The sequence below is a fragment of the Enterococcus sp. AMC1252 genome (assembly GCF_058216515.1).
Window position 1 is genome coordinate 1,680,293 of the sequence record NZ_CM177097.1, and the last position, 23,651, is coordinate 1,703,943.

A 23,651-nucleotide genomic window follows, 5' to 3' on the forward strand; every position below is an offset into this window, starting at 1 on the left:
CTTTTTTTAAGAAAGATAATAATATTTGCGAAAAAACGTATAAGTTGTATCATGAAAACAGAGGTGACGAATTTGTCAAAATAAGATAGTTTTTATTTGACCTTTACTGACCAAATGAGTATAATTGTTTCATAAGGTCAAAATTAATCAGACTATAGACCTTGTAAAAATAGTACAAAAGACCTAATGTCTTTTTAGAAAATAAACGATACTATATTATAGTGTAGGTAAGTCTTGCGGGAAAAACTACAAATCTATTATCCTGTCAAGGCTGCTCAGCTTTTAACATTATCTAGTTATACGAGCTAGCCTTTTGGAAAAGATAAAATTTGATTGTGGCAGAAAGCAGTACTCTCATATTTTTCTGCCCAGGCTGGACAAGCTCGTTATACTTTTAAATTTAGGAGGTAATTCTATGAACATCGAAAAAATGACAACGACATTACAAGAGGCAATTGCAGAGGCACAACAGGTAGCAGTGACTCGTCATCATCAGGAAATCGATATTGCTCACCTATGGAAGATTTTTTTGCAGCCAAATCATTTTGGGCGTAATTTTTATACAGACGCTGGTGTTGATGTAGAAGCTTTTGAACATGAGATTGATCAAGCAATTGACGAATATCCAAGCATTCAAGGTAGCAATATTCAATATGGTCAAAGCATGAGCCAAAATCTGTTTAACTTATTAGGTGAAGCAGATAAACTTAGAGAAGCATTTCAAGATGAATTTTTAGCAACGGAAATCGTGATTCTAGCGTTGATGAAATTGAAAAATTATCGTTTGACTAAATATTTAACTAGTCAAGGAATCACTGAAAAAGAACTACGTAAAAATATCGAAGACATGAGAGGAGGAGATCGTGTGACTTCTCAAAATCAGGAAGAACAATATAAAGCATTAGAAAAATATGGGGTAGACTTAGTTCAACAAGTTAAAAGCGGTAATCAAGACCCAATCATTGGACGCGATGAAGAAATTCGTGATGTTATTCGAATTCTTTCTCGTAAAACAAAAAATAACCCTGTTTTGATCGGTGAACCAGGTGTTGGTAAAACAGCAATCGTCGAAGGGTTAGCTCAACGAATTGTTCGTAAAGACGTACCTGAAAATTTAAAAGACAAAACCATTTTTTCATTAGACATGGGGGCATTGATTGCTGGAGCTAAATTCCGTGGTGAATTTGAAGAACGTCTAAAGGCAGTTTTAAAAGAAGTGAAGAAAAGTGAAGGTCGTATTATTCTATTCATCGATGAAATTCATAACATCGTAGGTGCGGGCAAAACAGAAGGTAGTATGGACGCAGGTAACTTGTTAAAACCTATGTTGGCACGTGGTGAATTACACTTGATTGGTGCTACAACATTGGATGAATATCGTCAATATATGGAAAAAGACAAAGCGCTAGAACGTCGTTTCCAAAAAGTTTTAGTAAAAGAACCGACAGTTGAAGATACGATCAGTATTTTACGTGGTTTAAAAGAACGTTTTGAAATACATCATAGCGTGAATATCCATGATAATGCATTAGTCGCTGCAGCAACGTTGTCTGATCGTTATATCACTGATCGCTTTTTACCAGATAAAGCCATCGATTTAGTCGACGAAGCAAGCGCAACGATTCGAGTTGAAATGAATTCAATGCCAACTGAACTTGACCAAGTAACCCGTCGCTTGATGCAATTAGAGATCGAAGAAGCGGCATTGAAGAAAGAATCAGATGATGCTAGTAAAAAGCGTTTGAATGTATTACAAGAAGAATTAGCAGATCTTCGTGAAGAAGCCAACGCTATGAAGATGCAATGGGAAACTGAAAAAGAAGAAGTTAATGCTGTTAGCAATAAACGTGGAGAAATCGACAAAGCAAAACATGAACTTGAAGACGCTGAAAACAATTATGACTTAGAACGAGCAGCTGTTCTTCGCCACGGTACAATTCCTCAATTAGAAGAAGAACTAAAAAAACTTGAAGAAAAAAATGCAAAAGACAATGTCCGTATGGTGCAAGAGGCTGTGACGGAAAATGAAATTGCGCAAGTGGTTGGTCGTTTAACAGGTATTCCTGTAACAAAACTAGTTGAAGGTGAACGTGAAAAACTAATGAAATTGAACGAAACCCTTCATAAACGTGTCATTGGTCAAGATGAAGCAGTAGATGCTGTTAGTGATGCAGTGATTCGTTCACGTGCAGGTTTGCAAGATCCAAACCGCCCATTAGGTTCTTTCCTATTCTTAGGTCCAACAGGTGTTGGGAAGACAGAACTTGCTAAAGCTTTAGCGGAAGACCTATTTGATTCAGAAGATCATATGGTCAGGATCGATATGAGTGAGTATATGGAAAAACATAGCGTATCTCGCCTAGTTGGAGCACCTCCAGGCTACATTGGTTATGAAGAAGGTGGTCAATTAACTGAAGCTGTCCGCCGCAATCCATATACAATCGTTTTATTAGATGAAATCGAAAAAGCGCATCCTGACGTTTTTAACATTTTACTTCAAGTGTTAGATGATGGGCGCTTGACTGATTCTAAGGGACGCATGGTTGATTTTAAAAATACTGTTTTAATCATGACAAGTAACATCGGTTCTCAATTACTGCTTGAAGGGGTAACGCCAGAAGGAACAATTCCAGAACAAGTAGAAGAACAAGTGATGACGATTTTACGTGGTAATTTTAAACCAGAATTCTTAAACAGAATTGATGATACGATTTTGTTCACACCACTAAGTTTAGATAATGTCAAAGGCATCATCGGTAAAATGACCACCCAATTAGCGAAACGTTTAGAGCATCAAGAAATCGAATTAGTAATTTCAGATGAAGCGAAAACATGGATTGCAGAAAGTGGTTATGATCCAGCATATGGTGCGCGTCCATTGAAACGTTTTATTACAAAAGAAGTGGAAACACCTTTAGCAAAAGAAATTGTTTCAGGACGAGTATTGCCAAAAACAAAAGTAACCATCAGTTTATTGAATGAGCAATTAGTGTTTGAAAACGAACCGATAGAAGAATAATTTAGAAGGTGTGTGGGACAGAAGTGTTGTTTACTTTTGTTCCACACTTTTTTAAGTGCAAAAAATTGATTTTAAAAATGATATTGTGTAGAATCTAACTATTATAATAACAATTTAAAAGAGGGATCCAGTGGATAAAAAAAGCAGAAGATTAGAAGAACAGTTATGTTTTTCTTTACAATCAGCCTCAAAACAGTTTAATAGAATGTATGCAAAGGCGTTGAAACCATTTCATTTAACCTATCCTCAATATTTAGTATTGTTAGTTTTGTGGGAATACTCAGAACAAAGGATCTCAGATATTGGAGAAAAACTAGCGCTAGATACTGGAACATTGACCCCAATGCTTAAAAGAATGGAAAAAAATGGGTATATTCATCGCAATCGACTGCCAGAAGACGAGCGAATCGTGATTGTTTCACTTTCAGAAAAAGCGATTCAACTGGAAACAGAGATTTATGATCAAGTAGAAGGATGTTTAAGTCAGCTTGATTTTAATGAAAAAGATTATTTTTCGTTGATCGAACAAATCAACTCTCTAAGCAAGAAAATAGCTGAAATCAACCATTAGAATGTGAAGCAAAAGACTTCGAAAAGAGCGGAATGTTCAAAGTCCATCTTTTTGAAGTCTTTTTAAAATAGAATTGATTTTTATGAAGCAAACTATTGTACATTGCTATAAATATTGTGTACAATTTAATTGTACGATACAGTTATGATAATAGGAATTGGAGGAACGAATCATGAAAAAAATTTATTCAACAACAATTATCAATACAGGCGGAAGAGAAGGTGAAGTTTTTTCACCAGATAAATCGTTTAGTTATCAAGTAACCTCTCCTGGTCCGCACCAAGAAAATAAGACGAATCCAGAACAGTTATTTGCCGCAGCATACAGTTCTTGTTTCAATAGCGCTTTGGAACTTGTAATGGCTAAACAAAAAATCACATCAAAAAGCACCGTAAAAGCAACTGTTTCATTATTTAGTGATGAACAATCTGGTTTTCAAGTTGGGGTTGTTTTATCTGTCAAAATTGATGATGTTGATCGTGAAACAGCAGAAGAATTGGTAAAAGCAGCTCATGAAGTATGTCCTTATTCAAAAGCAACAAGAGGCAATATTTCAGTGGAGTTAGAAGTAGAATAAAAAAACGACAACTTTAGGGATGCTAAAGTTGTCGTTTTTTTTATTTGTTAACTTTTCTAAACGCATAAGCTTTAAAATAGTCAGGTTTATGACGTTGAGTAAAACTATAAACCGTTAAAATCAATGCACCAATCGTATTTGTAAAGAGATCGCCCATTGTATCCATCAATGCTGCGCGACCAATATAAGGTTGCCCAGATTCTGTCATATAACGCTGTAAGTTCATATTGCCAAGTGAATCACAAAGAAATTCCCAGAATTCCCAGAAAACGCCGCATAGTCCAGCAAAGGCAAAGCCCATAATAATGAATAACCAAGGATTGATTTTAGAAAAATCTGACTCACGTAAACAATACCCGATAATCGCATACCCCACAGCAACTAATAGAATAGGACTAACTGCATGCAAAATCTTGTCCCAAAACGGTACTAATATGATCAAGCGCAAACCTGTTCCTAAAAAAACAGCAATCCAAATGAAAAACCAATAATAAAGACGTACCATTTTTGGGAAAACCAATCCAGTAAATTTTGTGAAAACAAATGGAACGAAAATTACAGCAATTCCTGCAATCATTTCAAACGTCAACAACACGTATTGTTCAGTTGGGTGAACGACAAAGGTTTTAATAATATTGACGATCAACGTAATAACACCAAAAATAAGTAGTAAATAAAAGGCACTTTTTTCTTGTTTATCCTCAAATTCCAATTTCATATAAACGCCTCCGATATGCTCATATCAATAAGCAAGTAAATTATTTGTTTAATTGTTCTTTGATCAAATCTAAAAACTCTTGTTCATTACTAACAACGCTCCCATTCAATTTAACCAAGCCTACAGTGTACAGGTTTAAATAATGGAATTGATTTTCAGCCGTGTCACTTAAGGCTGCTAATTTTTTTTGATTATCAAAACCTTGTTGACGAGTATCTGTATACAAGGCGATCATTGGAATGTTTTTGGCGTAAGCGACACCGATTTCAGAGGCTACACCTGCATCGATTGTAATGCCATCCAATATAGCTACAAGTAAATCACTTTCAATCACTTTTTCAGTATCTGCTAAAGCAATCATTTTGCTATCTGCATAGGCTGTTTTATCATTGATTGCGCCGTTTTCTTGTGGCAAATAAACCTCAATTGAATCGTCTAATTCACGGATCTGTTTCACCATATAATCATTATAAAGTAAGTCTGCTTTAGCAAACATCGGTCCAGCAAAGTATAGTTTCATGTGTTATTTCCTCCAGTAGTAGTTATGATGTTAAAATGCTCGGCATTCGATTCTCGCTTAGAAATAATCGCTAAAGTAAGCTTCTTGATCAGGAAAAATCCGTTCCAATGAATTTAGCGTTTCTTTATCTGTATCTATACGTTCGATTCGATGCAAGTATGTCGGACGACGATAATTCATCAAAAGACAAGTCAATGTTTGAATATCGATATGGACAGCTTGTCCTAAGGGTTCATTTGTGACCGAAACTTGATCATCCTCATCCCATAATAAGCTAAAGATACCATTGTTCCACTCGGCAACAGGATCACTTACTACAAAGTGAAACGGTTTTGCAGTACTGGCATATGGGTAGACCAGCAATATTTCTTTGACGTCGACGATTCTAGCCATATAATAAGGTTCGATCGTTTCTTTGATTTGACTGTCATCTAATAAAAATGCTAATGGTTCATTTTTATAAATATCACCTTCAGCCCAATCGATCATTGAAAAGTGAGCTGAAATAAAGTTCCATAAAGCATTGCGTGCTTCTTGATTGATGTAGAACATTTCCTTGATGTGAAATACATCTTCAGCTACCCAGTAAAAAAGGACACCTAAAGGTTCTTGATTTGCGCCATAATAAACAGCAGCAATTCGTTCATCTTCATTTTCAAAACGCCAATATTCTTCCCAGTTAAATTCACTTCGAATCAAGGCACCGTGATTTTGACGAGCAAATTTTGCATAGACAGTAAATACATCTTCATGATCTACACTCACACGTTCTACCATTCCAGGAACTGCTACTTGCTTAGGTAATTGGGTGTCACGTATCTTGAATGAGAGTTTATCAGACATGATCTCCCAGCCTTTTCTGCGATAATAGGGAATACTATACGGGTAAAGGTAAGAAATCCATTGTTGATCTTCACGCATATTTTTAAGAGCAAGATGAATCAAATCCTGCATCAATCCGTGATTTGCGTACTCGGGATAGGTTCCAACCCCTGTTACCCCACCCATTTTGAAAAGTTTTCCGTGAATGTTCACTTCACATGGATAAATCGCAATCTGAGAAATCAGTTGTTCCTCATGAAACCAACCAAATACTTTTGATTGTTCTAAAATAGGTTGTTTTGATTTAATCAATTCTTTTTTACTTTCATAACCACTTTCTTCTAAATCTGCTTCCGTAAATTGGAAGACATAGCTCAATAATTCATTGAACTGATCCACATATTTTTCATCTACCGCTTTTAATTCTAAACTATCTCTGAACTCTTTTTGGTCCATTTTTCCATCTCCAATTAGTTTTCTATCTCCAGTATATCAAATAAAAAGGAATAAATAGAGTATTACTTACTAAGAAATGGTAAAGAGAGGTTTTTAGTTGCAAAATAATGTGATACCCTTTTTTTGGAGGTAGATAATGAACAAAAAATTTTATTTACTAAGACATGGGGAAACTGAATTTAACCAACTGGGAATCTATCAAGGAACCCTTGATTCACCGCTAACGACAAATGGGAAACAACAAGTGAAGGAAAATGGTCTTTTACTAAAACAAAACTTGAGAAACGTAAAAGATGAAGAAATCGCCTTTTTTTACAGTCCACTCGGACGAACGCAACAAAGCGCACGAATTATTTCTGAGGTAACTGGTCGACAACAAGTACGATTGATGGAAGATGAACGATTAAAAGAAGTGGATATTGGTCGTTGGAATGGGAAAAACAGACAAGAAATTCAAAAATCTGATTCAACGATTGATTGCGATAGGTACAACTGGTACTTTAAATCGCCCAATGGAGAAAGTTATGCTGACGTTTTTTCACGTTGCAAAAGCTGGATAGAAACGATTCAACTGATCGAACAACAACACGTGATCGTGATGTCACATGGTTTGTTAGGAAGAGTTTTACGAGGCGTGATACTAGATTTAAGCTTTGAGGAAGCAATTACCTTAGAGATTTCGCAAACTGGTTTTTTCATTTTGGAAGAAGGACGAAGTAAATTTGTGACCAATGATTATGAATACATGTGATAAATCAACAGATTTGTAAAAGCCGTGGGCAAACATAGGAAAGTTCTTTAATTCTAGTGGAAATCTTGCTATAATGGGAAGTGCTGATTGAAAATGATCTGAGCGATGAGCGACTAAACAATCGAATGAAATCACAAGCTCATTCAGCTTTTCATAAAAGAAATGAGGACTATTAATGAATATAAATGAAATGAAGCAAAGACAAGAAAAAATCCGTAACTTTTCCATTATTGCTCATATTGACCATGGAAAATCTACACTTGCTGACCGAATTTTACAAAAAACGGAGACGGTATCAGATCGTGAAATGCAAGATCAGTTGCTCGATGCGATGGATTTAGAGCGTGAACGTGGGATTACCATCAAGCTGAATGCTGTTGAATTAACATATACAGCAAAAGATGGTGAAGAGTACATTTTTCATTTGATCGACACGCCTGGACATGTGGATTTCACCTATGAAGTATCAAGAAGTTTAGCGGCTTGTGAAGGAGCCATTTTAGTTGTTGATGCAGCTCAAGGAATCGAAGCGCAAACATTAGCGAACGTTTATTTAGCATTAGACAACGACTTAGAAATTATTCCAGTTATCAATAAAATCGATTTGCCAGCCGCGGACCCAGAGCGTGTTCGGACTGAAATCGAAGACGTGATTGGGATCGATGCAAGCGATGCCGTTTTAGCGAGTGCCAAAGCAGGAATTGGGATCGAAGAGATTTTAGAACAAATCGTTGATTTGGTTCCAGCGCCAACTGGTGATCTTGAAGCACCTTTAAAAGCACTGATTTTTGATTCAGTTTATGATAGTTACCGTGGGGTTATTTTGAATGTTCGGATCATGGATGGGGTTGTAAAGCCTGGGGATAAGATCATGATGATGAATAACAATAAAACCTTTGAAGTAACGGAAGTTGGAATCTTTTCGCCAAAACCAATCGGTCGTGACTTTTTGATGGTTGGTGACGTTGGTTATATTACAGCTGCAATTAAAACAGTTCGTGATACGCAAGTAGGGGACACAGTGACTTTAGCGAATAATCCTGCAAAAGAAGCATTAGCTGGTTATCGCAAAATGAACCCAATGGTTTATTGCGGATTATATCCTATCGATAATTCACGTTATGTTGAGTTACGTGAAGCATTGGAAAAATTACAATTAAATGATGCAGCATTACAGTTTGAAGCAGAGTCTTCTCAAGCTTTAGGATTTGGTTACCGTTGTGGTTTCTTAGGTTTGTTGCACATGGATGTTATTCAAGAACGGTTAGAACGAGAATTTAATCTTGATTTGATTACGACAGCGCCATCTGTAATTTATCATGTGACTAAAACGGACGGTACGAAAATCGTGGTTGATAATCCAGCAGAATTTCCGGATCAAAGTACTGTTGATTTTGTTGAAGAACCTTATGTTAAAGCAACAATTATGGTTCCAAATGAATATGTTGGTGCAGTTATGGAAATTTCTCAACGTAAACGTGGAGAATTTGTTACAATGGATTACTTAGATGAGTATCGAGTGAATGTCATCTATGATATGCCACTATCAGAAATCGTATATGATTTCTTTGACCGTTTGAAATCTGGAACTAAAGGGTATGCGTCACTAGACTATGAGATGATCGGTTATCGTAAGAGTAATCTATCAAAGATGGATATTTTATTGAACTCAGAAAAAGTCGATGCCTTAAGTTTTATTGTGCATAAAGACTTTGCTTTTGAACGTGGTAAAGTAATCGTTGAGAAGTTGAAAAAATTAATTCCTCGTCAGCAATTTGAAGTGCCAATCCAAGCGGCTATTGGGCAAAAGATTACGGCACGTTCAACGATCAAAGCATTGCGTAAAAACGTTTTGGCTAAGTGTTATGGTGGGGATATCTCACGTAAACGTAAGTTATTAGAGAAACAAAAAGATGGTAAAAAACGGATGAAACAAGTTGGATCTGTTGAAGTTCCTCAAGAAGCCTTCATGGCTGTTCTAAAAATGGACGAGGACGAACCGAAGAAATAGCAAGATATTTATTAAGAAAATGATTGAAGTATTATATTATAAAATTTGCTAACTGCTTGCCTACGTTGAAGGTGGAGAGTTAGCAAATTTTTTATTTATTATTATGCTGGATCGAATTTAAATTATGCTAAAATCTTATCTGAGAAAATATTTGCTTTCACACTAATGTCTACTGGTTTTGAAGGATCTTTGACTTCATAATTAGAAACAGAATGAACTGTACCATTTGGCTTAACATCAACTACTCCTTGGCTAGTTTCTTCTGTAAATTTTTCATGATCAGCAATAATCTCCATATTTAGTTCTTCAATCGTATTTTCAAATTCTTGTGATACTTTGAATGAAGATATGAACGAGGAGAAAGCTTGGACATTTCTTGGCTATTTTTTGTAAAATCAAAAGTAATTGCTAAAACAGTAGAATCTTGATAACCTTCATGATATCCATGACCAGTGATTTTAATGGTGCAATCTTTTGTTGTTAGACTATTATCCTTAAATGTATCGTTACCCTTGTCTTTTACTGAATCCGTTAATCATAATCTTTGTAATAAGTATAGTAAATACTTTTAAAATTATAAACATTATTAAAATGAAAATTAATAGGAATAGCAGTATTATTTTTGACTTTACCTTTTCTTTATCTTTTTTTGCAGTTGTCTTGGCACCTTTTTATTAAAGTATAGGTAACAAAGCAGTTGCGATGTTAATCAACAGACAAGACTAAGAAAGGAAAAGGGATAAATAATGAATAAACAGTTAGATGCTTTTCATTTAAAAGTTATCGCAATTATTGCCATGGCAATCAATCATGCAGGAATCATATTTTCTTGGAGTCACCATACAAATACAATGATACTGTTTGCATTTTCAGAATTTGTTGGGAGGTTTACGTTTCCAATTATGGCTTATCTATTAGTAGAAGGGTTTTATTACACTAAAAATGTAAGAAAATATTGTATGAGGTTGATGCTTATGTGGTTAGTATCGATTTATCCATTTTATCTACTTCATAATCCAACCTATTCATTTTCAATCACCGATATGCCTAATAATATTTTCTTTACGTTGTTAATGGGATTGTTGATGCTGATTCTTTATTCACGAACGAAAAATAAAGTGATTCGTCCTCTAACAGTTTTGGGGTTTAGTTCACTTACAGTTCTTTCGGATTGGGCAATAATCGGCATCATTATAATTTGGTATTTTTATGTAACTCACAATCAAAAAGGAAAAAAAAGAGCATTAGTTAGCACATTTCTTTTTTTTGAAATTATTTCAATTGTTGGTTTGGTTATGAATAATGCCTCACCATCCTGGATAGCAGAAGTCTTTTCACAATTTGGGTTTTTAGCAGTACTATTTTTTTTAGTACAATACAATGGTGAGAGAGGCTATTCTCCAACATGGATCAAATGGGGGTTTTATTGGTTTTATCCGATTCATTTAGTTGTATTTGAACTAATTAGATACTTTATTTTTTAAATAAATGATTCAAAAAAAGCCCAAGAATGTTCAAGTTTGAGGGCTTTTTTTGATACATGTTCTGCTATAATGAATAGCGAGTTATAAAAAATAAGAGATAGATAGCAAAGATAAAGGAGAAGAATGAAGAATATTTTAATCGTTGAAGACGATGCGTATATTAATGATTTACTTTATGAAACGTTAGTAGCAGAATCATATTCTTGTACACAAGCGTATTCTGGAACTGAAGCGTTATTGTGTATTGAAACGAAAACCTTTCAGGTTATTTTATTGGATTTAATGTTGCCTGGTATTACTGGAGAAAAATTAGTTCCACTTATAAAAGAAAAATGTAATGTAGCAATAATTATCATCTCATCAAAAGATGTAATTGATACCAAGGTTGAGGTGTTGACTAATGGAGCCGATGATTATATCACAAAGCCTTTTGAAGTTGAAGAACTACTGGCTCGTATTCAAGTTCAATTAAGGAAAAGTAGCCCACATGAAGGTCACTTGATTACCTTTAAATCGTTGACTTTGAATAAAGATAGAAATGCTCTGATTGTATCGGGTCAGGAGATTGCTTTAACACATCGGGAATTCAAAATTATGGAGTTGCTATTATCCTATCCTAAAAAAATATTTAGTAAGCAGGAAATCTACGAATATGCATGGGATGATTTTTATGTTGGCGAAGAAAAAACTGTGAATGTTCATATTTCAAATATTCGTCAAAAAATCAAAAAAAATTCTGAAGAAGAATGGATAAAAACTGTTTGGGGAGTAGGCTTTACTTTGCAAAGTTAACCCTTTAACATTTCTTTAACTCTTTTTTGCGTTGAATTTGTATTAGTAAGGTAAAGTGATTTTAACAAGAAAGAGAGGAATCGAAAAATGAGTAAATATCTGTTAGAAACAAAATCTTTGAGCAAAAAATACAAAAATCATTTTGCAGTGGATCATGTGGATTTACACATTACAAGAGGAGCGATTTATGGCTTGGTTGGCAAGAATGGAGCCGGAAAAACAACAATCATGCGAATGCTTAGTGGGTTAGCGAGTCCTAGTAGTGGAGAAATTGTTTTGTTTGGAGAACATGGAGCAAGGGCTAAAAAATACTTTTCTCGTATTGGTGTTTTGATAGAGGAACCAGGGTTATATGGAGATATGAGTGCAACAGATAATTTAAAATTAAAACAAATTGCCATAGGTTTAAATGGGAGAGATTTTATTTCATCTATATTAAACGTGGTAGGATTGGCAGAGGTAGGGAATAAAAAAGTCAAACATTTTTCTTTAGGAATGAGACAAAGACTAGGGATTGCAATGGCGCTGATTGGTGAACCAGATTTATTGATATTAGATGAGCCTATCAATGGATTGGATCCAGAAGGAATTGTTGAAGTACGAGAAATATTAATAAAATTGGCAGAGGAAAAAAATATAACTATTATGATTTCGAGTCACCTGCTAGAGGAACTTGCCAAAATGGCGACTAGCTATGGTTTTATAAATAAAGGCCAGTTAATTCAAGAAATTTCTCATGAAGAATTAATGGAGGAATGTAAACAGTTTATTGAAATTCAATTACATGACCCGCATCTTGCGACGACTGTAATTGAAAGTCTAGGTATTTTAAATTATAAAGTAGTAAACAGAAACACTATTCGTATTTATGAGCAATTGACTAGAAATAGTGAAATCAATTTGGCTCTTGCTAAAAAGAGCATACCCATTGATTCCTTTATAACATCTCAGATTTCATTAGAAGATTATTTCTTAGAATTAACAGGAGGTGGAGGTCATGATTAATATCATAAAAATGGATTTGTACCGTATGATGCGCTCAAAAAGCACCTACTTTATACTTGTTGGAATACTTTTGTTTATGACTTTGTTGATACTACCGATGAGAGACTTAATAGGTAAACCTGATGTTTCAGTTAGTTTAGGGATTAGTACGAACACTGAAGCACTCAAAAATGTAATGGATTTAAAAACATTATTTATGATTATGACAGGTAGTGGTTCATTTTTGATGGGAATCGTGATATTTAGTGTCTGGTTTATCAGCCGTGAAGAAGTTTCTGGATTTACAAAAAATATTGCAGGACAAGTTCAGAATAAAGGAATGCTTAGCGTATCAAAGTTTATTAGCCAATCTGCATTTGTTTTGGTGTCTTTTATTAGTGGTTTAATTGTTTTCTTAATTGTTGGTAATATCATTTTTGAGGCAGTAGAGTTGGGAGGTATTTCTGACTTATTAAAAGAAGTGAGCTTGCAATTTATTTTCCACATTGCTTTTGCAGCAATTGTGTTGGGCATTAGTACCTTGATAAAGCAGTCTGTTGCTAGTATGTTACTAGGTATTTTAATAACTTTTGGAGGACTTAACTATGTCTATCAACTAATAAATGATATCATCCATAAGTTAGTAGGAGAAGACACATTCAACATAATGGACTATACTGTTACAGGAATCACTTCTAATGTATCAACAGACTCTTCTATGGGAAGGATTGTCAGTGCAATCTGCGTGTCTGCCGTTTTTATTGTTGTGATGTTAGCTTATAGCGTTACAATAAAACAAAAAAGAGATATAAACTAAAAAATGAGTAGGAAGTAAGAGGTTTTTTTATGGTAGTAGCTTTTAGTGTTGTTGGATGTCTTTGTTTGTTGTTACTTTTTCGATTACTCCAGTATAGGCAAAAGATAAAAGGAATTAACCAACAGATCCGTTTTATTCAGCAACATGAAAGTAACCTCTTATTGACAAATCAATTTAGCGACAAACAATTAAATGAATTACTAAGATTGCTTAATCAAATGTTAGTTGCGCAGCGTTCAAATAAAGTTGCAGCACGAAAACAAGAACGTCAATTGAAAGATTCTATTACAAACTTATCACATGATATTAGAACCCCACTAACCTCGTTAGATGGCTATTTTCAGTTGTTTCTTAAGAGTAATAACGAAGAAAAACGGCAGCAATATATTGAGGTAATCAAAAATAGAATTGAGACACTATCAGAATTACTCGAAACGATATTTATGTATACAAAATTAGAAAATGATACTTATGAGATAAAATTAGAGAAGATCCAAATCAATCAATTTTTTCTAGAAACGGTCTTTACATTTTATCCACAATTTTCAAAAGTACAGATAGAGCCAACTATTTTGATTACTGAAAATCCATTGTTTATTGTTGGAAATAAGGAAGCGTTAAATCGGATTTTTTCTAACCTATTGAAAAATAGTCTTGATCATGGAGAAGGTAATATACATATTTCGCTTAGAGAACATGATAATCAGGCTATCTTTTTGTTTGAAAATTCATCTTCAGCTGAGAATGAATTAGATATTTCCAAAATTTTTAATAAGTTTTATAGGTCAGATAAATCAAGAAGTAGGAATTCAACTGGTTTAGGTCTATTTATCGTGAAAGAGTTTGTAGAAAAAATGAATGGACAGATCGAAGCTAAGTTAGTTGACCAAGTTTTTACGATTTGTTTGAAAATTCCGCTGTTAAAATGAATTAGGAAGTAGGTCTACCTAATGGTTTGTTTTCATAGGTATCTTTTGTTTCCGTGTCGCTTATCATCTTTTTGCCAGCAGATGTTACATTGGAAGATGTGGTAGTCGCACCTAAAATAAAAGTAGTAAAGATAAGTACGATAATGGACAATATTGTGTATGGAGCGTTTAGGTCGTTTTTTATTTTTTTTTTTCACCAAGAGTAATTGATGATTCTTTAAGGTATATTTTTTAAAAATATCATATCTCAGTTGAAGGGAGTTTAATTGTCTCAATGCCCCGATCGTTGACTATTTTCAGTTATAAATTTACTATTGATTCACCTATCAGCAAGATGAAATTAGGTTTTGGGCTGACAGGAAGTCACCAGTTTACGATGCAAGATAAGGTTATCTGTGGTATCGATAAAAGAAAATTGACTTCAGATGAGATGAATATCAGATTGAGATCGATGATGCGCAATGTCAAAGAGCCTTTTTATTAATAACTATTGCGCTAGATCGTATTTATTATACTAAAAGATAAGGTTTATAAAATATGTTTGCATGTATTGCGTTTATATAGTAGACTTAACAAGTCTGAAAAATCAATACCTTAACAAATAACTATCCTTATCCCATCTCCTTAGAGGTGGGATTTCAATTTTTAGAAATAAGAAAATGAAAAATGAGTATTTTCTCATAAAAAGAGAAAAGTGTATACTTTCATTCAAGAACATCGTATAATAACAAATGTAGTATAATTGTAATTTAAATTAATAGGTCATTTCATTCGTAAGGGTGTTTTAATTCCTCTTTTTTTATCACAAAGGTATTGCAAAAATTAATCGTGCTAAAAGCACTAGGAGGAACACATTTATGAATACAGGTACAGTGAAATGGTTTAACGCAGATAAAGGTTTTGGATTTATTACTCAAGATAACGGAACTGATTTGTTTGCGCATTTTTCAGCAATCCAAGGTGACGGTTTTAAATCTTTAGACGAAGGCCAAAGCGTATCATTTGATATTGAAGAAGGTCAACGTGGACCACAAGCAGTAAACATCGTTAAAAACTAATTGAAGACTTTCAGAACGATCCAATAATTATTGGATCGTTTTTTTATTGGCTAAAAAAGTGTAGATACAAACTGACGATTTAATAAAAAATTATGAATGGTATATGTGTTTATTTAATTAATAGTTTAAGTAGGTTGTTTTTAGTTTGGATATATTTACAATAACCAAGGGTTATTAGTTGAAATTTTATTTGTTTGAAGTTAATATACTTGTATACCAACAACAACCCTTTTTATTTTTTCATTTTACTCTTTAGAGTAAAACTCCTTTTCTCATCTTCATTAGAAGATGGGATTTTATTTTTTTGTTTAGTAAATAAAAAAATGAAACGTTTAAATTTGTTTTTAAAAAAATAATGAATGTTCGAGGGTTATTAGTTGATAATAAAATAAAATAATAGTATTATAAATTCATACCAACAACAACCCTTTTTATTTTTTCATTTTACTCTTTAGAGTAAAACTCCTTTTCCCACCTTCGTTAGAGGGTGGGATTTTTTATATATTGATTACGTCTATTTATTTAAAAAAACATATAAAATAAAAAGAAACCTTTTTCTTAGGTTTCTTTTTATCTTTTTTATCCAATCATAACACTTTCATCTGGATATTTAAATTTAGCTTGTTGTTTTTGACCCCTAGTCAATAGTGAAAAACCAACGGTATAAATGCCGACTCTTCCAATATACATCAATAACATGATGATTACTTTTCCTATAAAAGTTAACTCAGGTGTTAACCCCATTGTAAGCCCAACAGTGCCAAATGCAGAAAATACTTCAAATGCGACATATTCTATGCCCGATGATTCAGGTATATTTTCCGTAATCGTCAAAAGCATAATAGAGAGTACGCATAAAGTTAATGTGATAAAAAATAAAGTCAAAGCGCGAAAAACCGTGCTATTTCGAATGGTCCTTCCTTGAAATTCTGCTCGTGTTCGTCCCTTGAATATTGAAACAATCTGAATTACTAATACAGCAAAGGTGGTGGTTTTAAGACCGCCGGCAGTTGATCCAGAAGTACCTCCGACATACATTAAAAATATAGTTGTAATCAGTCCAGCATTGGTCATCTGCATGTAATCGATAGAATAATAACCAGCTGTTCTTGGCGTTACAGACATGAAAAATGTATTTGCTAATCGATCAAAGAAATTAGTTCCAGCGGTTAAAGTGCCTGCGTTGTGTTCCGTGATGAAAAATAAGATGAAGCCGCCGAACAATAGAGATAAGGTGGTGATTAATGCGATTTTTGTATGCAAGGAGAATTTCCGTTTTTCTTTAAATCTTAGTAAATCCTGCCAAACAATAAAACCAAGCCCGCCAGAAATAATCAAGCCTCCTATAACCAAAAGAACAAAAGGGTTATTTTGGTAAGGCGTTAAGCTGTCACCTAATAAATCAAAGCCCGCATTACAGAAACTGGATATAGAATGGAAAAGTCCGAAAAAAAGCCCTTTTTTCCATCCGAATTCAGGTACAAATTGAATTGAAAGTAAAATTGCCCCTGTAATCTGAATGATTGCTGCTAATTTAACAACATACATCATTAAGCGAAATGCTCCTGACATATCATCTAAATTAAGTGCTTCGCGCAATAAAATACGGGTACTGAGTGTAATTTTTTTGCGCAGAATAAAATATAAAAGAACTGGCATTGTCATGAAACCAAGCCCGCCAATTTCAATTAAAATCATGATCAATAATTGACCATATGCATTCCAATGCAACGCAGTATTGAGAGTTGTTAAGCCGGTCACGCAAACAGCAGAAACGGATGTAAATAACGCATCGATAAAAGGAGTTGCGTTACCACTGCGTGAAAATACGGGTAAGGATAATAAAGTTCCACCAACAAAAATCAATACAATAAACCCGAAGGCTAAAACTTGGACAGCTGACAATCGTTTTTTGACTATAGTAGTAATTTTCTTTTTTCTCATCTTTTCCTCGGTTATACATACTGTACTGAACAGTATTTTTTATTTGATAAATCCAAGTGTACCATTTTATAAAATAATTGCCAGTAATTTAAAAATGAGGCTACATGATTTTGTTCAGTGATCTGTTTAATTCGCTTTTAAGTAGAAATTAAAAAATTATTTATTTTAAAAAGAAAACGCTTGTAAAAATATAAATAATAAAGTATTATACAAATACAGACGAATTGTATATACAAGTTGTTAGAGAGGAGCAAGGAAATGGGTAAGTTTCAAGAGGATGTAAAAAAACTGTTAGAAGATGTAGGTGGGAAAGAAAATATCGCAGCTGTTTCACATTGTGCAACTCGGATGCGTTTTGTTCTTAATGATCCAAGTAAAGCTGATACTGAGGCAATTGAAAAAATTCCTTCTGTAAAAGGAACGTTTACAAATGCTGGTCAATTTCAAGTTATTATTGGTAATGAGGTACCACAATTTTATAATGAATTTTCTGCTATTTCAGGAGTTGAAGGCGTTTCCAAAGAAAAAGGGAAAGCCGCTGCAAAACAAAATCTAAATCCAATACAGCGTGCGATTTCAGTTTTAGCAGAGATTTTTACTCCGTTGATACCAGCTTTAGTTATTGGTGGGCTAATTTTAGGATTTCGCAATGTGTTGGAAGGAATTCCCTTTAGTTTTTTAGATGGACAAAAAATTGTTGAAGTTTCACAATTTTGGAGTGGGGTAAATTCGTTTTTATGGTTGATTGGGGAAGCAATTTTTCAGTTTCTACCAGTTGGAATTACCTGGAGCATCACTAAGAAAATGGGTACCACTCAAATTCTAGGGATTGTTTTAGGGATTACATTAGTGTCACCGCAATTATTAAATGCTTATTCTGTAGCAAGTACAGCCGCAGCTGATATTCCTTTTTGGGATTTTGGTTTTGCTCAAGTGAATATGATAGGGTATCAAGCTCAAGTGATCCCGGCGATGTTAGCAGGATTTTTACTTGCTTATTTAGAAATATTTTTCAGAAAAGTGATACCGCAGGCAGTTTCGATGATTTTTGTTCCATTGTTTGCCTTAGTGCCAACGGTAATAGCAGCTCATGTAATCTTAGGTCCGATTGGTTGGGCGATTGGAAGCTGGATTTCAGATATCGTAAATGCTGGGTTAACATCGTCACTTAACTGGCTGTTTGGGGCTGTTTTTGGTTTTATGTATGCGCCGCTAGTAATTACAGGTCTACATCATATGACGAATGCAATTGATTTACAGCTAATAGCTGATTTTCATTCAACAAATCTTTGGCCGATGATTGCATTGTCTAATATTGCTCAAGGATCAGCAGTATTGGCTGTTGTTTTCATGCATAGAGGAAATAAGGATGAAGAACAAGTTTCGATTCCTGCCATGATTTCTTGTTATCTAGGTGTTACTGAACCGGCGATGTTTGGGATTAATTTGAAATATGTTTATCCATTTGTTGCTGGGATGATTGGTTCTGCTTGTGCGGGATTATTTTCTACTTTACTTGATGTAAAAGCAATCAGTATTGGGGTTGGAGGATTACCAGGGATTTTATCTATCGTTCCTCAGTATTATCTGTCATTCTTTGGTGCAATGTTGATCGCTGTTATTGTGCCCTTTGTTTTAACTTATATATTCAGAACGAAAGGGATTTTTAATAAACTTGATCCTGTTGATGAAGCAACAGGGAAATTGTTTGTAGAAGAAAATCAATGAAAGTGTGAGCTTTAAAGAGTGAAATTACTCTTTTGTTTACTAAAGCGAGGCAAAAAATTTGCTTCGCTTTTTTGTAGGATAGATTTATGAATAGACTCTTAATTGATCTGAGTTGTACCTTTCTGTATAAAAATGAAAAATTTTTGGTTAGAGTGGGACAAGGTCATTTCACTTTTCTAATAAAATAGTTGGCTTTTTTTGTTCTTTCGGGTAGACTAAAAAGGGTTTAAGAAAAGGGAGATTAAGAGATGGATATTTATTTAAAAAGTGCAATTTTGCACATTATTGATCGGGAAACAGGTACGCCTGTATTTTCTGCGAAGGAGTTGGATTTAACAACAGAATATATTCGCGTTTATCTAACAAGCAAAATAACAAAGCTATCAACTGCTCAAACTAAAACTGGTATTCTGGCAGAAGAAAGCGCCTTTGTTGATAAAATGCGGGGAATTCCCAATGACTTTATTCAAAAAAGTCAACATCTTGCTCAGCATTGGTATGACGTATACTCAGGTAGTGAGGATGCACCGAGTGCGGATGTTCTTTTCATTTTATACGAATTGGATACTGTAATGCATTTAGCTATGATTAAATTGAACTACAAAGAGAGCTATACACATTATGTAGATTATGAAGATGAGTCTGTATACAATAAACTGATCATCAATCGAGCAATTTTACCATCAAAATCACAAAAGCCAGACGAGGGAATGACTGTTAATCTTGATACGTTAGCTTATGAACTATTGGAAAAACGGTATGAATTTTCCGGAGAAAAAGTTTGGTATTTTTCTGAAAAAGTAATTGAATCACAACCTGCCCCTTCAATAGAAGAAAATATGAAAGAAATAAAAAAAGCAGTGAAACGAATTGGTAAAAAGTTTAATGAAGATGAATTTGAATTGATTGCTTCTGTGAAAGAAGCTGTCTATGAAAGTATTGAAGAAACAGGAACAATCGATAATGAGCAGGTAGCAGAACTAGTTTTTAAAGAAAATATTTCGGCGCGTATGGCTTATCAAGATGAAGTAAATGAATCAAAGTTCGTTGATAAAACGCCACCAGTTCGTGAAGCTAGAGAGATTTCAGAGAAAAAATTTGGAAAGCAAAAGTTGAAGATGAGCAATGGGATTGAATTGATTGTTCCAATAGATGTCTATCGAAATGGAGAACTGATTGAATTTATAAATAATCCTGATGGAACTGTTTCAATCGTTTTGAAAAACATCGAAAAAATTAGTAATCAGCTATAAAAAAAAGTCCTTCATCGACGTCGATGAAGGACTTTTTGAATGATAATAGGTTAATCAACCAATCGCTCCAGAGCTTTTTTGGGAACGGACGTTTCGGGTACTTCTTCCCAGCTTAGCACACCTTTTCTAGGATTGACTTTTAATTTTAGGTAAGCATTGATTCGCAAGGGCTTATCTCTAATTTCATACATCTTTTGGACATTTTTTTCACCTTGTTTATTAAAGGCAGTTTGTATGTAATCATATTCTGTATATTTTTCGCCATTTGAAAACTTTCCAGTCTTTACTTCATCTGGTTCTCCAACACGAGTATAGTAATCTTTTCCGCCGAAATAATAATTATAGCCAAACCAAACGCCTGCAGTTAAAAGTACGAAAGGTAGGATAAACAGTAGAATTTTTTTCAATTTAGTCACCTCTTAGTATATAGTATGCCTTTTTTTGAAGAAGGATGCCATTTAATTGTCTTAAAATAATGTGACAATTTTGTTAGAGAATCATTTTCTTACTGTTCACAAATTCATCACGTTATAGATATACTTTTTTTAGAAACTCATGATACAATGAAGAAAAGAATAGAGGGGGAATAAAAATGATGCCTTTTTATGCGGTATTTGATCCAACATATATCTTAGTGATTGTAGGATTGCTGATTTCAATGGCTGCATCAGCTTATGTAAATAGCACGTTTAAAAAATATGATAAAATACAAAGTCGAAACAATGTAACGGGCACAAAAGCAGCTCAATACATTTTACAAAAAGAGCAGATCAACAATGTAGGTGTTCAACAAATTGCAGGAGATTTAACTGATAATTATAATTCTGGGAACAAGATATTAAGCTTATCAGAAGCCACGGCTCAGTCAACATCAGTTGCAGCAATCGGTGTAGCAGCCCATGAATGCGGGCATGCTGTTCAGGATCATACAGGATATAGCCCATTGAAAATTCGAGCAGCAATCGTTCCCGTTGCTAATTTAGGATCTGCAATGTCATTTCCAATTATTTTAGTAGGTGTGTTGCTTAGTTGGAATCAAACATTGATTAATATTGGAATCCTAGCTTTTTCATTAGCATTACTGTTTCAGTTAGTTACTTTACCGGTAGAATTTAATGCATCACGAAGAGCATTGAAAATTTTATCAGAAGGGAATATTTTAACTGAGGAAGAAGTCCCAATGGCAAGAAAAGTCTTGTTTGCCGCAGCATTGACATATGTTGCTGCTGCTTTAGCAACATTTTTACAGTTACTTCGTTTGATTATTTTATTCGGTGGAAACAATCGCAGAGATTAAAAATTGTGTCTGATTTTGTTTCATTACCTCAATTTTTAAGAGTGTGTTATCATAAGAAGAGATAGTAAGAAGGAGCTGAAAAGAATGAAAACATCAACAAAAATTAGTATCGGGTTAAGTATTGCTGCAGTAGCTGGCGTGTCAGTAGCGGTGATTGCTTCTGAGAAAATCGTCAAGAAAGTTTACCATGTCTCAAATCGTTTCAAAGCGAAAAAATTTGTGAACGATAAATTTGGCGGCAATGAAAAATTACTAGGAATTGTAGATGATTTATCTGATGATGAGCTTGATTCTATGATGAACGTTTTAGGCAAGGTCAAAGACGGTAGAAAAAGAATCTCTTCTTACGGAGAATCTTTAAAAGACAATACTGAAAACTTAAAAGATCGTTTAGTCAGTTTTGTTGAAGAAATGATGTAAAAATAGTAGGCGAGCATCTTTTGAGATGGCTTGCCTACTATTTTACTTTGTAATTAATAAATAGCAGAACACAAGATCATCCATTTTCTTTAAGGAAAGTCCTGTTAGCTCGTAAAATTTTTCTAAACGATAGTGTAAAGTATTACGATGCATGTATAGATCTTTCGCCGCTGAACTGATATTTCCTTGATTATGCCAGAGAGCAAGGATGATTTGTTGAATTTCGCTGGTCAAAATTAATTGTTGTGTAAAAGTCTGAACGATCTTACTCTGGTTCATTGCATCGTTGGTAAAAAAATGTAGTGCTACATCGGGTAAGGAAAATGTTGACTTTCCACGGAGATTTTCTATTTCTGTTTTAAAAATCTGTTGTTCTTCTTGGAATAATGCTAGTAACTGTTCATTTGCAGAGAAAAAGCTCCCTACAAAAACGGTAGTGGAAGAATCAAAATCAGCATCTAAAGTTAAAAAAATACTTTGAAGTTCTTCTAAGTTATAATGATTTTTATTATATTCTTCAATTAAAAGTCCATCAGTTTCGCTAATGAAAAAGAAATCGTTTAGGGTAGGAAAGATTTCTACAATACTATTTTCCCATTCTGATTGTAAAAAAGCTTTCGGTTTTTTGATTTGAAATTGCATAATACGAAATGTACCTTCAATTTCAAACGTCATTTTATCAAATAGATAGCCAAACCAAGGATGTTTATTCGGATCGACAGAATATTCTTTTGCAGGAAATAATGTTTCCAATAGTCGGATTTCAGTTTCTTGTAGCGTTTCTTTAGCAACGACAAAATATTTTCCATCAAGTGGTAATGATAGATCTGTACTTGCTGATTTTGTTTGCTGGATTTTTCCTGCAGGATATAGTTTAGCTAATTTCTCAATAGTCATAGACACACCTCACTAGTTTATTGTACCATGAATATGAGAAAAGTATAAAGAACGAGAGGCGGAAATCGCTTGAATGAAAAGACAAGCAGTTTAACGATCGAAGAAAAAGAAAAATTCATGCTAGAGGCAATCAAAGAAGCTGAGAAGGCGCAGGCAATCAAAGAGGTCCCTATAGGAGCAATTGTTGTCTTGGATGGACAAATCATAGGGCGTGGACACAATCTTAGAGAAGAGAGCCAAGATGCTACAGCTCACGCAGAAATGTATGCAATCAAAGAAGCTTGTTCGGCACTTGAAAACTGGCGTTTAGAGCGTGCTCAGTTATTTGTCACACTAGAACCTTGCCCAATGTGTAGTGGAGCAATGATATTATCTAGAGTCAATGAAGTTTATTATGGTGCTAAGGATCCTAAAGGCGGAACTGCGGGAACATTAATGAACCTATTAGAAGATGAACGATTTAACCATGTGGCCTATGTAGAAGCTGGCATTTTAGAGGAAGAGTGTAGTGATTTGTTGTCTAATTTTTTCAAGAAACTTAGAGCAGAAAAGAAACTTTTAAAAAATCAAAAGAAAGACTAGCCAAGCATCAAAAAATGCGGT

Annotated in this window: 24 protein-coding genes and 1 pseudogene; 17 read left to right on the forward strand and 8 right to left on the reverse strand. The window is 34.2% G+C overall.

Features of this window, described 5'->3' with window-relative positions; translation table 11 throughout:
• The first annotated feature begins 415 nt into the window (after positions 1–415).
• From clpB to AC4BB5_RS07945, 3 genes are all read left to right on the forward strand, one after another.
• Complete coding sequence (gene clpB / locus AC4BB5_RS07935) at positions 416–3,019, forward strand: ATP-dependent chaperone ClpB (RefSeq protein ID WP_490458810.1); 2,604 nt, start codon at positions 416–418, stop codon at positions 3,017–3,019.
• Positions 3,020–3,149: 130 nt separating this feature from the next.
• Entirely contained in the window at positions 3,150–3,590 is a 441-nt protein-coding gene (locus tag AC4BB5_RS07940; protein ID WP_490458811.1) for a MarR family winged helix-turn-helix transcriptional regulator, read from the forward strand.
• Positions 3,591–3,762: 172 nt separating this feature from the next.
• Positions 3,763–4,167: an organic hydroperoxide resistance protein gene (locus tag AC4BB5_RS07945; RefSeq protein ID WP_069645003.1), complete on the forward strand. Its 405-nt coding sequence runs from the start codon at positions 3,763–3,765 to the stop codon at positions 4,165–4,167.
• A 40-nt stretch (positions 4,168–4,207) separates the two neighbouring features.
• On the opposite strand, the gene AC4BB5_RS07950 is transcribed toward AC4BB5_RS07945, so the two are convergent.
• From AC4BB5_RS07950 to AC4BB5_RS07960, 3 genes are read right to left on the reverse strand one after another with little or no spacing between them, the layout of a single operon-like run.
• The gene (locus AC4BB5_RS07950) at positions 4,208–4,885 is read right to left on the reverse strand and encodes a DUF2238 domain-containing protein (RefSeq protein WP_490458812.1); all 678 of its coding nucleotides are present in this window, start codon (positions 4,883–4,885) and stop codon (positions 4,208–4,210) included.
• A 40-nt stretch (positions 4,886–4,925) separates the two neighbouring features.
• A complete protein-coding gene (locus tag AC4BB5_RS07955) occupies positions 4,926–5,405 on the reverse strand; it encodes a nucleoside 2-deoxyribosyltransferase (protein ID WP_490458813.1) in 480 nt (159 codons plus the stop codon).
• 57 nt (positions 5,406–5,462) lie between these two features.
• Positions 5,463–6,683: a GNAT family N-acetyltransferase gene (locus AC4BB5_RS07960; protein ID WP_490458814.1), complete on the reverse strand. Its 1,221-nt coding sequence runs from the start codon at positions 6,681–6,683 to the stop codon at positions 5,463–5,465.
• A gap of 136 nt (positions 6,684–6,819) precedes the next feature.
• On the opposite strand from AC4BB5_RS07960, the gene AC4BB5_RS07965 reads away from it, so the two are divergent.
• Positions 6,820–7,434, forward strand: coding sequence for a histidine phosphatase family protein (locus AC4BB5_RS07965; RefSeq protein ID WP_490458815.1), 615 nt, complete (start codon positions 6,820–6,822; stop codon positions 7,432–7,434).
• Between the two features lie 175 nt (positions 7,435–7,609).
• Positions 7,610–9,445, forward strand: a complete 1,836-nt coding sequence (lepA, locus tag AC4BB5_RS07970) for a translation elongation factor 4 (RefSeq protein ID WP_490458816.1) — start codon at positions 7,610–7,612, stop codon at positions 9,443–9,445.
• Between the two features lie 122 nt (positions 9,446–9,567).
• Here the strand turns inward: lepA and AC4BB5_RS07975 are convergent, their stop codons facing one another.
• Together AC4BB5_RS07975 and AC4BB5_RS07980 are read right to left on the reverse strand one after the other, a co-directional pair.
• Positions 9,568–9,795 (reverse strand): DUF5067 domain-containing protein, encoded by a 228-nt coding sequence (locus AC4BB5_RS07975; RefSeq protein WP_490459043.1) that lies wholly within the window; start codon positions 9,793–9,795, stop codon positions 9,568–9,570.
• Positions 9,744–9,962: pseudogene (locus tag AC4BB5_RS07980) on the reverse strand (DUF5067 domain-containing protein); the annotation flags it as partial. The gene AC4BB5_RS07975 and the pseudogene AC4BB5_RS07980, both read right to left, overlap by 52 nt.
• Before the next feature lie 229 nt (positions 9,963–10,191).
• Between AC4BB5_RS07980 and AC4BB5_RS07985 the strand changes: the two are divergent.
• From AC4BB5_RS07985 to AC4BB5_RS08015, 7 genes are all read left to right on the forward strand, one after another.
• The gene (locus AC4BB5_RS07985) at positions 10,192–10,929 is read left to right on the forward strand and encodes a TraX family protein (RefSeq protein ID WP_490458817.1); all 738 of its coding nucleotides are present in this window, start codon (positions 10,192–10,194) and stop codon (positions 10,927–10,929) included.
• Between the two features lie 123 nt (positions 10,930–11,052).
• The gene (locus AC4BB5_RS07990) at positions 11,053–11,721 is read left to right on the forward strand and encodes a response regulator transcription factor (RefSeq protein ID WP_490458818.1); all 669 of its coding nucleotides are present in this window, start codon (positions 11,053–11,055) and stop codon (positions 11,719–11,721) included.
• A gap of 87 nt (positions 11,722–11,808) precedes the next feature.
• A complete protein-coding gene (locus AC4BB5_RS07995; RefSeq protein WP_490458819.1) occupies positions 11,809–12,726 on the forward strand; it encodes an ATP-binding cassette domain-containing protein in 918 nt (305 codons plus the stop codon).
• Positions 12,719–13,522, forward strand: a complete 804-nt coding sequence (locus AC4BB5_RS08000) for a hypothetical protein (protein WP_490458820.1) — start codon at positions 12,719–12,721, stop codon at positions 13,520–13,522. The genes AC4BB5_RS07995 and AC4BB5_RS08000 overlap by 8 nt, the downstream gene beginning before the upstream one ends.
• 29 nt (positions 13,523–13,551) lie before the next feature.
• Complete coding sequence (locus AC4BB5_RS08005) at positions 13,552–14,451, forward strand: sensor histidine kinase (RefSeq protein ID WP_490458821.1); 900 nt, start codon at positions 13,552–13,554, stop codon at positions 14,449–14,451.
• A gap of 274 nt (positions 14,452–14,725) precedes the next feature.
• Positions 14,726–14,935 (forward strand): hypothetical protein, encoded by a 210-nt coding sequence (locus AC4BB5_RS08010; RefSeq protein ID WP_490458822.1) that lies wholly within the window; start codon positions 14,726–14,728, stop codon positions 14,933–14,935.
• A gap of 373 nt (positions 14,936–15,308) precedes the next feature.
• Positions 15,309–15,509: a cold-shock protein gene (locus AC4BB5_RS08015; RefSeq protein WP_010761095.1), complete on the forward strand. Its 201-nt coding sequence runs from the start codon at positions 15,309–15,311 to the stop codon at positions 15,507–15,509.
• Positions 15,510–16,088: 579 nt separating this feature from the next.
• Here AC4BB5_RS08015 and AC4BB5_RS08020 read toward each other — a convergent pair.
• The gene (locus AC4BB5_RS08020) at positions 16,089–17,453 is read right to left on the reverse strand and encodes a TrkH family potassium uptake protein (protein WP_490458823.1); all 1,365 of its coding nucleotides are present in this window, start codon (positions 17,451–17,453) and stop codon (positions 16,089–16,091) included.
• A gap of 258 nt (positions 17,454–17,711) precedes the next feature.
• Between AC4BB5_RS08020 and treP the strand changes: the two genes are divergently transcribed.
• Both treP and AC4BB5_RS08030 read left to right on the forward strand, forming a co-directional pair.
• The gene (gene treP / locus AC4BB5_RS08025; RefSeq protein WP_490458824.1) at positions 17,712–19,181 is read left to right on the forward strand and encodes a PTS system trehalose-specific EIIBC component; all 1,470 of its coding nucleotides are present in this window, start codon (positions 17,712–17,714) and stop codon (positions 19,179–19,181) included.
• A gap of 248 nt (positions 19,182–19,429) precedes the next feature.
• Positions 19,430–20,434 (forward strand): nucleoid-associated protein, encoded by a 1,005-nt coding sequence (locus AC4BB5_RS08030; RefSeq protein WP_490458825.1) that lies wholly within the window; start codon positions 19,430–19,432, stop codon positions 20,432–20,434.
• 50 nt (positions 20,435–20,484) lie between these two features.
• On the opposite strand, the gene AC4BB5_RS08035 is transcribed toward AC4BB5_RS08030, so the two are convergent.
• Positions 20,485–20,841, reverse strand: a complete 357-nt coding sequence (locus AC4BB5_RS08035; RefSeq protein WP_490458826.1) for a YxeA family protein — start codon at positions 20,839–20,841, stop codon at positions 20,485–20,487.
• 185 nt (positions 20,842–21,026) lie between these two features.
• On the opposite strand from AC4BB5_RS08035, the gene AC4BB5_RS08040 reads away from it, so the two are divergent.
• Positions 21,027–21,731 (forward strand): zinc metallopeptidase, encoded by a 705-nt coding sequence (locus tag AC4BB5_RS08040; RefSeq protein ID WP_490458827.1) that lies wholly within the window; start codon positions 21,027–21,029, stop codon positions 21,729–21,731.
• Positions 21,732–21,815: 84 nt separating this feature from the next.
• Complete coding sequence (locus AC4BB5_RS08045; RefSeq protein WP_490458828.1) at positions 21,816–22,151, forward strand: hypothetical protein; 336 nt, start codon at positions 21,816–21,818, stop codon at positions 22,149–22,151.
• 42 nt (positions 22,152–22,193) lie between these two features.
• Here the strand turns inward: AC4BB5_RS08045 and AC4BB5_RS08050 are convergent, their stop codons facing one another.
• Positions 22,194–23,048: a helix-turn-helix domain-containing protein gene (locus AC4BB5_RS08050; protein ID WP_490458829.1), complete on the reverse strand. Its 855-nt coding sequence runs from the start codon at positions 23,046–23,048 to the stop codon at positions 22,194–22,196.
• 69 nt (positions 23,049–23,117) lie between these two features.
• On the opposite strand from AC4BB5_RS08050, the gene tadA reads away from it, so the two are divergent.
• On the forward strand, positions 23,118–23,630 hold the full coding sequence (gene tadA, locus AC4BB5_RS08055; RefSeq protein WP_490458830.1) for a tRNA adenosine(34) deaminase TadA: 513 nt from the start codon (positions 23,118–23,120) through the stop codon (positions 23,628–23,630).
• Positions 23,631–23,651 lie beyond the last annotated feature (21 nt).